This is a genomic window from Arcicella sp. GW458-12-2-14-TSB2 (genome assembly GCF_059423785.1).
In genome coordinates, this window is sequence record NZ_JBWKYN010000187.1 from 1 (window position 1) to 11,762 (window position 11,762).

At 34.8% G+C, this 11,762-nt stretch carries 8 protein-coding genes; 7 read left to right on the forward strand and 1 reads right to left on the reverse strand.

Going from position 1 to position 11,762, the window contains the following annotated elements:
* Window positions 1-172: 172 nt before the first annotated feature.
* The 7 genes from AC07XN_RS20440 to AC07XN_RS20470 all read left to right on the forward strand — a co-directional run bounded on the left by AC07XN_RS20440 (window position 173) and on the right by AC07XN_RS20470 (window position 11,306).
* Window positions 173-2,590 carry a DUF5686 family protein gene (locus tag AC07XN_RS20440; RefSeq protein ID WP_494744384.1) on the forward strand — a complete coding sequence of 806 codons (2,418 nt, stop codon included), beginning with the start codon at window positions 173-175 and terminating at the stop codon, window positions 2,588-2,590.
* A 191-nt stretch (window positions 2,591-2,781) separates the two neighbouring features.
* Window positions 2,782-3,078, forward strand: coding sequence for a hypothetical protein (locus AC07XN_RS20445; protein ID WP_494744385.1), 297 nt, complete (start codon window positions 2,782-2,784; stop codon window positions 3,076-3,078).
* Between the two features lie 142 nt (window positions 3,079-3,220).
* Window positions 3,221-5,719 (forward strand): Hsp70 family protein, encoded by a 2,499-nt coding sequence (locus tag AC07XN_RS20450; protein ID WP_494744386.1) that lies wholly within the window; start codon window positions 3,221-3,223, stop codon window positions 5,717-5,719.
* Window positions 5,720-5,889: 170 nt separating this feature from the next.
* On the forward strand, window positions 5,890-7,428 hold the full coding sequence (locus AC07XN_RS20455) for a hypothetical protein (RefSeq protein WP_494744387.1): 1,539 nt from the start codon (window positions 5,890-5,892) through the stop codon (window positions 7,426-7,428).
* Window positions 7,429-7,577: 149 nt separating this feature from the next.
* On the forward strand, window positions 7,578-8,426 hold the full coding sequence (locus AC07XN_RS20460; RefSeq protein ID WP_494744388.1) for an SMP-30/gluconolactonase/LRE family protein: 849 nt from the start codon (window positions 7,578-7,580) through the stop codon (window positions 8,424-8,426).
* 210 nt (window positions 8,427-8,636) lie between these two features.
* Entirely contained in the window at window positions 8,637-9,125 is a 489-nt protein-coding gene (locus tag AC07XN_RS20465) for a (2Fe-2S)-binding protein (RefSeq protein WP_309919329.1), read from the forward strand.
* Between the two features lie 18 nt (window positions 9,126-9,143).
* The gene (locus AC07XN_RS20470; RefSeq protein WP_494744389.1) at window positions 9,144-11,306 is read left to right on the forward strand and encodes a xanthine dehydrogenase family protein molybdopterin-binding subunit; all 2,163 of its coding nucleotides are present in this window, start codon (window positions 9,144-9,146) and stop codon (window positions 11,304-11,306) included.
* A gap of 154 nt (window positions 11,307-11,460) precedes the next feature.
* Here AC07XN_RS20470 and AC07XN_RS20475 read toward each other — a convergent pair.
* The coding region (locus AC07XN_RS20475; protein ID WP_494744390.1) for an Abi-alpha family protein at window positions 11,461-11,762 on the reverse strand (302 nt) is incomplete at its 5' end.

Sequence of the window (11,762 nt, forward strand, 5' to 3'; positions counted from 1 at the left end):
AAATAATTCTACCAAAGTTTGTTAGTAAATTTGGTGTTCTACCTTTTCTAAAAAGTATTTAAGATATTCTGCTCCAATAATTTTTTATTTGATTTTGAACTTTTAAATTCCGTTTCCTATCTCTCTAAAGCTTCTTTTAACTTATGCTAGATGATGAAACAAAATAAGAAATATGTTCCCAAAAAAAACAAGTGCTTTATTTATATTCTTGATTTTCCATTTATATAATATATACGCTTTTCAAAAAAATGATACTGCCCAAAGCTTGGATGTAACTCAAATCATTCAAAAGGCTATCAAACTTGCGTCAGTTCACGACAAATCTTTTGTGAATTACGAAGCAGAAGTATTTATCCAAAATTCAGCAAAATGGAATACAATCCCAAATATTTGGGAGCCTTTACTTGCTAAAGAAGGTGTAGCAGAAAAGCTCGTTTACCAATCTGAGTCTTTTGCTAAATTCTATGTTAGTAGTAATAATACTTATTATTTTCAACACAAAGCGTTGAGAAATAATTATCATGCAGAGGCGCGTCCTGACAAATATGTAAACCCGAATTTCTATAAAGCTACTTTAGGCACAGGTGCTATTTCTCCGCTCTCGCCAAAGGCTTTCCAATATTACGATTTTGAATTGGTAGATACTAAAATTATTAATAACCTAAAAGTTTATAACATCAAAGTTACGCCTAAACACAACAATGATGAAAAAGTATTTAGTGGTATAATATCTTTAACGGACGGGGATTTTTATCTACAAGATTTAGACTTAACTGTTAAAAACTACAATATTACTTATCATATCACCATCAATTATGCCCTTTTTAATACCCAGTGGGTTCCTCAACAATATAAGATTGTTGCTACGGGAGCTTTGATGGGCTTTGAGGGTGACTATACTTACATGGCCAAAGTCTGGAATTATCAGGACATTGCCCATAAAATCATTCCCGATTTAATTCGTCCTGACGAAAGCGAATTCAGCGAAATAGTGAACGTGCAGGAACGTAATTTTGAAGTTCAACAGTTCAAGCAAGTAATGTCGGCTTTGGGCACCAACCTAAAAAACCAATGGAGCGATGCCAACATTGCCTCTGGTTTAAAGCGTTATGATAAAGTTGAAATTGTACACAATGCCGAACGACAAAGCGATAACATTTGGACTGACTTAAAAACGAATACCGACTTTCAGGTCTTCTCGCCGAATTTACCCATTAATTCACACAACAAAAACTCGCTTCCACTACAGCCCGACGAGTTTTCAACTTACCGACAAGCCAATCAAAAATTTGGCATTGGTAGTGTATTGTTTAGCCGTTCGTATTTTTGGGGAGATACCAAACGTGGGTTCTACCCTTACGAAATCTATTACAAATCTCCTGTCTTAGATTTCAACTTCAATACAGTAGAAGGCTTTGTATTTAATACGGGTGCTTTGTTTCGTTTCAGACGAAACCGATATGATTGGTTTGAGATTGACCCTACTTGGCGATATTCAGTTACTCAGAATCGTTCGATGGGTATGTTAAAGCTCCGTTGGAAAACGCAGAAAGAAGAAATAAGTATCTCAGGCGGAAAGTTTATCTCTCAATACAATGTGGATACGCCAGTAGCCCTGGATTTAAACTCGTTATCGACGCTTATTCTTAAAAAGAACTTTGTTAAAATCTATGAAAAAGACTTTGTCAATATTTCATTCAGCGACCGTTTTTCTAATACTTTAGGCATTAAAACGTCTTTAGAATGGGCAAAGCGTTATCCTTTAGAAAATACGACAAACTACTATTGGATTAATTATGGTGGAGATGCATACTCTCCGAACTTTCCTAAAAGTCAGGAATTACCTGATACAAAGTTTCAGAATAATGATGCCTTCTTAGCTAATTTTCAGATAAACTATCGCCCTACGTTGAAAAAGCAATATCGTAATAATATTCGTTATGTAGATTTTTCTTCGTCGCCATTGATTACCTTCAAATACCGTGGTGCTATTCCTAAATTGTTTGGCAGTGAAATGGATTTCCATACGATTGAGCTAGGTATTGCACACAATTTCCCGTTGAGTATCAATACAAATTTCAATTATATCGCGCAGGCGGGTACTTTTTTAAGTGCCAAGAAAATGACTTTTGCTGACTACAAACACTTTAATGGTAACAATAATACAATTGCGATTGGTGAAGCCCTCACTACACATCGTTTGGTGGGTTTTTATGATAACTATATTTGGGGCGTAAGTAAAAAATTGATTGACCCATTTTATTTTTCTACCAATGGTTCATATATCGACATCATGACGATGTTTGGTCTTAGAAAATTTGCTTTGACACAATCGACCCTGATACGCAACAAAGGCATCCGTGAAGACCTTTTTGCCAACTACCTTTATACCGCTAACAACAATATTCATAATATTGAAGTAGGATATGGAGTAGATGGCATCTTGAGGATTTTAAGAGTAGAAGCCGTTTTTGCCTACAACAATCGTGGAATACCTAATAAGGAATTCACAAGTTTTAATAATACGATGGTTGGCATCAGGGTATCGCTTAATTCAAGGGTTCGTGGTGGTGTCACCCCTGATTGGTGATAATAGTCAACAGTTTTTTGCTAGCGAAAGCACTTATCCTCTTATTTGGATGTTAGGTGCTTTCGTTTTTTTTTGTCCTGTAGTTTTATGCACTTTTGCTTCAAATAATAAATAAAATATAAGCATCTTCTGATTATATCATAACTTACTATAACTTTAGCAAACATTCATAATCTATATCATTTTTGCCAATGAAACAGTTAATCGAAATTGCTAATCAACTTCATACCCTAGAAAAAAAAACAGAAAAAGCTTCTCATTCCTCGCTTTATTCTCGTCATCTTCAACGAATCCGACAAGCCCTTATTGAAATGGATATTACTTACCATTCTCCAGAAGGTGAAAAATATACTGATACCAGAACTGATATTGAAGCGAGTTTAACAGGAGAGCCTTCTGAGAATATGCGAATCACGGAGGTAATCAAGCCTATCGTTATGCAAGATGGCAAAATTCTTCAAAGGGGCATCGTCATCGTTGAGAGTTAAGTAAGCGTTGTGAACTGTCATTAATACGGTTTAGCATCCTGATGTATGTGCTTTTATTTACGCACCGCCTTCGTTTACATAGACCATTGATTTTCAATAAAATAGAACACACAAGTAAGAAATTATACATTAAAATTTACCCATGCAAACAATTAATTTTGGAATAGATTTAGGTACTACAAACTCTTTGATTGCTCGTTTTACAGGAGCTAATGTTGAAGTTTATAAAAACCCTATCGGCTTAAAAGAAACCCTTCCAAGTTGTGTAGCTTTCCGTGGCGAAAGGACTATTATTGGAGAAAAAGCTAGAGAATGGCTTTTGAAAGACTCTTTAAATGTTTTTACGAGTTTTAAACGTAAAATGGGTACAGATGAAAACTATTATATTCCTTCGCTTAGCGATAACAAGTCACCCATCGAGCTATCTGCTTTAGTATTAAAAGAATTAAAGAATTTCATTCATAATGGTGAAATCCCAAACGCTGTTGTCATTACTATTCCTGCAAGTTTTGATACCATACAGAGCAATGCTACTAAACAGGCAGGTTATGAAGCAGGGTTTAAAGAAGTAGTACTGCTACAAGAGCCTATTGCCGCTTCTTTAGCATTTTTCAATAAATACCGTGCGTCTGAAAAAGAAACAGGCAAATGGTTGGTTTATGATTTAGGAGGCGGAACATTTGATGTTGCCTTGGTAGGAATAGATAATAGCGAGCTACGTGTGCTTGACCATCAGGGAGATAATTATTTAGGAGGCGTCGATTTTGATCATAGTTTAGTAATGAATGTTATTATTCCTAAACTAGTAGCCCAAACAGGAAACACAGGACTAATAGATTATATACAAACAAAGAATAGTATCTATGAGAAGCTTTATCATGTACTTTTATTAAAAGCCGAAGAAGCTAAAAAAGAACTAAGTTCGCGACTAAGCACTGAAATTGAATTTGCCTATACTTCTCCAGATGGGATTGAAGAGGATATTTACATCACTATTAGTAGAGAAGAACTGAATGGTGTAATCAGCAATAAAGTTGATGCTACGTTATTGATGTTAGAAGTAATTTTAGACAGGAATCATCTATTAGCTTCAGATATAGAGGAAATTATTATGATAGGTGGTAGCACTTATATTCCCTACATCTACGAGACCATTGCTGAAAAAATGAACATCAAAGTAAACAGAAATGCTGACCCGACAACGGCCGTAGTAGTGGGTGCTGCTTATTTTGCTGGGAATAAACCAAGCGTCGAAAAAAAAGTAACTGTCATTGAGCAAGAGTCTTTTGATAATATAACGATACAAACAGGCTATACAGCTACGACTAAGGACCACGAAGAGTATATTACAGCAAGCGTTACTAATTTTAAAGAAGGTTTGTTTTATCGAATTACGCGTAATGATGGTGGCTTTGATTCAGGGATAAAAAAACTCACACCTAAGTTTGGAGAGTTTGTTTTACTGTTACCTAACTGTATCAATTCATTTCAAATAAAAGTTTTTGACCAAACAAATAACCCGATTGAAGTAGTAGTTGACGAGATTAATATCTCTCAAGGATTGTTTAATTTATACGGGCAGCCATTACCAGAGGACATTTGTATTGAGATTGATGATTTGAATAATAACTCAACAAAATGTCAGGTAATTTTTACTAGAAATAGTATTCTGCCACTTACTAAAACGATTTACCGAGAAATTAGTCGTACGATAAAAAAGGGTTCTGATGATTCCTTAATCATTAATTTGATGGAAGGCGACGCCAATCAACACCCAAGTACGAATAAAGTAATTGGTGTGATTGAAATAAAGGCTGAAAAATTGGTAAGTGATTTAGTGAAAGGGTCGGATGTGGAGATAAAAATAGAGATGAGCGAGTCGCGTGATATATCTATCAGTACGCATTTAAGTATGACAGACCAACAATTTGAAGAAGTATTCAGTCCAACAAAAAGATATGTGAGTATTGCAAAACTCAGAGACGAAATTCATGAGTTGAGAGGGCAACTTGAACTAGATTTAAGTAAAGCTGTAAAAAATGAGGAATTTGAATTGGCTGCTCATCTGCAAGATAAAGTGGAACAAGCGAGGGATTTGTATGTACAAGCAAAAACATTGAAGGCAGATTTTTATACGGATGAAAAATATCAGCTATATGAAGCAAAAAGAAAACTAGCAAAAGAACTCTATACCAATGGTACTGTAAACAATAGAATCTTTCAAATCAAAGAGCAATATTATGATTTGATGGAGACCTTGCAAGCATGGTTGCAAAACATAGATGATATACCCCAAAAATATCAAGTTGATGCTACTAAATTAAAAGAAGATGAAATAAGAATTATGCGTAGTAATAATTATTATTTAATAGAGGGGCATTATCAAAAAACCTTAAGATTAGTAAATAATATTATTTTATATACTCCTACTTTACTTGTGCATTTTTACCATATTTACGCATCATTATCCCCTGAGGAATATACCGATTATGGTACTGCAAAAAAAGAAATCAATCGTGGTGAAAAAGCCCTTGAAAGGCAAGATTATATAGATTTAAGAAATGTATTAATGGTACTTGCAGGCTTGGTTAAAAATTCTGAGATATTAGAAACCAAAATTAAAGGGACTGGACTTGGTTGACAATTAATGAAACATAGTAATCAATATCCATTAAAGCAATATTCGTCATTCATTGTAAATAACTGCCAATTAGATACTTGACACGACAAAAAAATAGCGAACCGTTCACCAATCACTATTTACTAATAACTACTTAGTAAGATAAATACCTCAATCACTTTTTAACAACTATGCCATATCAATCACCACTCCACATACTTGACAGTTTAAATATTGAACCCGATGAGCTTGTAGTTGAAGATATAAACAGACTAAGGAAGAAAATATTAGCAGAATTTAGTTTAAGTACAGACATTAGTATCAAGATAAATGATAAATCTTATACGAAAGATGAAGTATTGAAAATAATTGACCAACTCAAGGAAGTAGATAATTTATCGCTTCAAAAAGAAATTTTCAAGCGTAAACCTATTTTAGATTGGTTAGAAAACCCTACAACATTCATTTTTCCTGCGGATTCGTTAAATTATTTATTGCAGGATTACCCTTCAAATGATTGGCTTCAAAATACTATCCAAGAAGCCGCACTTGAATATGTTAAACTGAATTTCAGAAAAAGGCTTTTTGAAAAACATGAAGCAGTATTTGATTTACTAAATACTTTTGATGAAAAATATAGCTATGCTGTGTATGACTATCTCTATCTTGAGATTATACAAATAATAGAAGACATCGATGAAGCCATAAAGTCTCCAAACCTCAGGGCTAACAAAGAGGCATTCGATTTCATTACTTCCCCAACATGGACAGACTTTTTGAATAATTTACCGCCTTATTTTGAAGAGATACGGAATAAATACTGCTACATCATCATCGAATACACAGTAGCAATACAACGTAAAGATAGAGAATGGACTTATGAAATTAGCTCACAATTAAATCAAACCATTTGTGATGATTCAATCAAAGAGGTTATTTCAAAAAACCATCAGATATATTCAGATAATTATCATAATGAAAACAAGACTGACAAAAGTTATAATTGGATATATTGGGTGATTGTTGTTTTGGTGAATATAGCACGAATAAATTCATGCTCAGATCATTCTTCAAGCAGTAGTAGTAGCTATAATGCTCCCTCTCAAACTTTTCAAGTTCCAAATAGTTATGAAGAAAAACAACAGGATACTAAAATTAAAATACCCGCTAATTCGTACTATATCCTGCAAATTCAAGAGTATCAAAAGTTATTATTTAAACATGAGTTAAAAAAAGGGGAAGAAATTGAAAATCTCATAAATGGGCAAGATTTAGTTTCGAATCTAAATATAGGCAACCTTGAAGAATATACCGATACTCAGGAAAAGAATAATCCGCAAATGGTTTCCATAAAAAACGAAACTGATTATGATGTAATTATATTTAAAGCTGGTTGTAGTGCCAATAGAAGCTATTTTGTTCATCATCATAATAGCTTCGATTTAGAATGTTGTGAGGGGGATGTCTTATTTTTTTATTTTGGTAAAAAATGGAAACGAGTAGCACTTATAGCAAATAAACAGGAATTTGACGAGAAGATGCGTTTTCAAGGATATTTCGCCAAAACTCATAATAATAGTTTAGCTACTTTCATGAAACAATATACCGTTACATCAAACAATGCAAATTCATCTATCTTGTTTAATAATGAGAAACTCGACAGAGGGGTGTTCCCAGAAGTTAAAAACATCGAATTAAGAGAAAATGACTCTTCTATACTTTTTCAATGAGATAGTCAAAGGGCTTTTTACCTGTATTAATCCTGTTTAGCAAATATTTATTAGCAATCATCTAAAAACAGACAAGTAAATCATTTTAAAGTACTATTTTTATATTATCTAAGAACATTCATTATCTCTAATTTTTAAATCGTCAAAACATGAAAAATATAGTCCGTTTAAGTTTACTTTTCGTTTTTGTATTATCCATAAATTCTTCGTTTTCACAGGTAACGCTTAAAAAGTTATGGGAAAGCGATACTACGAGCTTGCTTACGCCTGAGTCTATCTTGTTTGAGCCTAAATCAAAAACAGTGTTTGTTTCTTGTATCAACGGTGGCCCAGCCGCTACTAACTCAAACAGTTATATTGCCAAAGTAGATTTGAATGGAAAGGTTACGCAACAGAAATTTACTGAAAACTTACAATCGACTAAAGGCTTGGGCTTTTTGGATGGCAAACTGTATGTCACTGAGATTTTTAAATTGGTAGAAATCGATGCTAAGTCTGGAAAAGTATTGAACAAATACGATGTGCCAGATGCTAAATTCTTGAACGATATTGGGGTAGATACGAAAAACAAAATCGTTTATTTCACGGATATGCGTTCGGATAGACTTTGGAAATTAGATAAAGGTCAGATTGTAAAAGTAGTAGAAGGAGCACCATTGAAAAGTCCCAATGGATTATTCTTTGAAAATGGTAAGTTGATTGCCGGCAATGGTGATGGTAAAATATTGGCTTATGATTTACAGTCACAACAATTTTCAACAATTGCTGAAGGAATGGGCGGTATTGATGGTATTTTAACAGATGGCAAAAAAGGATATTTTGCATCTGAATGGAGAGGAAAAGTTTGGCATATCAACACAGAAGGAAAAACACAATTATTACTCGACTTTGTTGATGCAAAAGTAAATACGGCAGATTTTGAATATATCCCAAGCAAAAAACTATTAATCATCCCCACTTTCTTGAAAAATAAGATAATGGCTTATGGGGTTGAATAGCTTGAAAGCTGTGAGCTATGAGCAATGAGCTTTGAGCAATCAGCAATGAATTATAAGCTGTTTTTGGGATAAAGTAAAATTCTCAGCATTAAAGCTTTAAAATATCAAGCATTATTTAGTAAGATTAAATACAAAATAGAGAGAATGTTCATTGCTCAAAGCTCACGGCTTAAAGCTATTTGCTCATCTCCGATTCAATAAATTAAAAATATGGCAAAGTATAATCTATTAGTAAACGGCAAAAAGTATAATGTAGATGCTGATGCCGACACTCCCCTTTTGTGGGTTATTCGCGATTATGTAGGATTGAAAGGTACTAAATTTGGTTGTGGCATGGCACTTTGTGGTGCCTGCACTGTCCACCTAGACGGTCAGCCTATTCGTTCTTGTTCAACGCCAATTTCAACAGTAAAGGCGACCAACAAAATAACGACTATCGAAGGCATTTCAGCAAATACTGACAGTGCTGTTCAGAAAGCATGGATTGAAGAACAAGTGCCACAATGTGGTTACTGTCAGTCAGGGCAAATTATGTCGGCTGTGGCGTTATTAAAAGAAAAAAGTAATCCCACAGATTCAGAAATAGATGATGCTATGTCTGGAAACATTTGTCGTTGTGGTACATATCCGCGTATTCGTAAGGCCATCCATAGGGCAGCTGAATTGATGCACGAAGGAACAAACTCTACAGGTAAGTAATCTTTAAACCACACGAACATGACACAGAATAACTCACGTAGAGACTTCATAAAAGCCAGTACTATCTTGGCGATAGGTTTCTCTTTTTCATCTATTGGAAAAGCAGAAAGCCTTCACAAAATTGATACTACTACCGCTGCATTAGGAATAGAATTAGATCCATACATTTTGATTAATGATGATGGTAAGATTATTCTTTTCAATGCACGCCCTGATATGGGACAAGGTACTTACCAAGCGCTTCCATTATTGATTGCCGAAGAATTGGAAGTAACCTTAGACCAAGTAGAAATTAGAAATACCGACGGACAAGGGAAATATGGTGCTCAACTTTCAGGCGGGTCGTCTTCAGTTCGCACACGTTGGCTACCAATGCGTAAGGCAGGAGCTGCGGTAAAAGAAATGTTGATTACGGCCGCTAGTAAAAAATGGCAAGTGCCTACTACAGAATGTTATGCCCAAGCAGGCAAGGTGTTTCATAAACCCTCAGGTAAATCGTATACGTATGGTGAATTGGTAGAAGAGGCTTCTAAATTAGAAGTGCCTAAAAACCCAAAACTAAAGAGTCCAAACGATTTTAAGCTATTGGGGAAATCAGTACCTCGTCCCGAGATTCCTTCAAAGGTAAATGGAACGGCTATTTTCGGGATAGATTCTGATATTCCAGGAATGTTGTTTGCCAGCATCGAACGCTCACCAACTATTCATGGCAAAGTTGTAAGCTTTGATAGTTCGGCAGCCATGAAGGTAAAAGGCGTAAAACACGTGCTGAAATCAGAACGTAAGATGCCACACAAAGTCGTAGAAACGGTAGCCGTCATTGCTGATACCTATTGGGGAGCATTGAAAGGACGAAGAGCATTGAAAATCACTTGGGATGCTCAGGGTTCAGATAAAATTTCAACCGATGCATACTTTGAAAACTTACGTACTTTAGCCAAAACTGAAGGGCAGGAGTATAAAAAAGAAAAAGTCGGCGACTTTAACAAAGGTTTTGAAGGAGCCAATAAAAAGATTGAAGCTCAGTACGAAACACCATTCTTAGCTCATGCGCCACTAGAACCCGAAAATGCTACGGTGTGGGTACAAGGCGATAAAGTAGAAGTTTGGGCACCCATTCAAGGGCCAGATGGATTGATTCCGCAATTAGCTCAATATTTGAATATCAAGCCCGAAAATGTAAAAGTGAATGTGCCTTTTATGGGCGGTGCTTTTGGTAGAAAAGCCTATTTTGATTACGTAATGGAAGCAGCTAATTTGTCAAAACAAATCAAAGCTCCTGTAAAAGTAATTTGGACACGTGAAGACGATACTACACAAGGACCATTCCGTCCCGGTATGCTTTCAGCAATGCAAGGTGGCTTAGATGCAAAAGGTAATGTTGTGGCAATGAATCATAAAATTGTAGGTAGCTCTATTCAGCACCAAGTATTTGGCAATCCATTGAAAAATGCGCCAGATGATTGGGCGATTGAAACAGCTAATACCGAAGATAGTCCTTATGATTTTACCAATAGAAAAGCTAGTTTCCATTTAGCAGAAACAGACATTCCTATTCTTTGGTGGCGTTCGGTATATTCTTCTACTACTGCTTTCGGACAAGAATCTTTTATTGACGAGTTAGCTCATGCTGCTAATATAGACCCATTGGCTTTCCGTTTGGATATGTTGGCAGATGCTACAAGGTTCAGTAGAGTATTACAAACCTTAGCGAAAAAAGCAAATTATCACCAGAAACTTCCAGAAAACCAAGCGATAGGTATTGCCATTGCTCGCTCTTTTGGCACTATTGTCGCACATGCTGTAACGGTATCTAAGAATGGTAAGGGCGTTAAAATAGACAAAGTAGTTTCGGTAATCGACTGCGGTATGACGGTAAACCCTGATAATATAAAAGCACAAACTGACGGGAATATCGTGATGGGATTGACTGCTGCTATCAAAAACGGTATTACATTCAAAGATGGTATGGCTGAACAAAGCAATTTCCATCAATACAATGTTTTGAGGTTTAGTGAAATGCCTAAAACAGAAGTTCATATTATTGATAACGAAGAAGCGCCGGGTGGTGTAGGCGAACCAGGTTTACCGCCTTTTGCTCCTGCACTTTGCAATGCAATCTATAATTTAACAGGCAAAAGAATAAGAACTTTACCTTTTGATATTGATAATATTGGGTAGGGTTCAGTTGAATAATAAAAACTCCAGTATTCTAAGGATAATCTCTTAGAATACTGGAGTTTTTGCTCTTAACATTAAAACTGACTATGTTTATTTGAATGTTATCTAGACCTAATTAATCCTAGTTCTTTTAAAATAAATTTCAATTCAATATTTATTCTATAATGCAAGCTTCTATGAACATTTTGCCTAATTCTGTAAATTTAAAGCTACTTTTTCTTATTTGTATTTCAAACTTAAAATCTGTTTTTTCTGCTAACACGCTTATTTCATTTATAAGTTTATCATGTATATATTTATAATCATTGTTTAATAGATATTCATATCTATCCAAATCAGATTTATCAATAACTTCTTTTTCAAAATAAATTAACCCATTGTGTAATAAATTTTCTATGTAAATATCTATATTTTTTCTAAAAAACAAATCAACTTCATTTTCAATTCCTGTTAAAT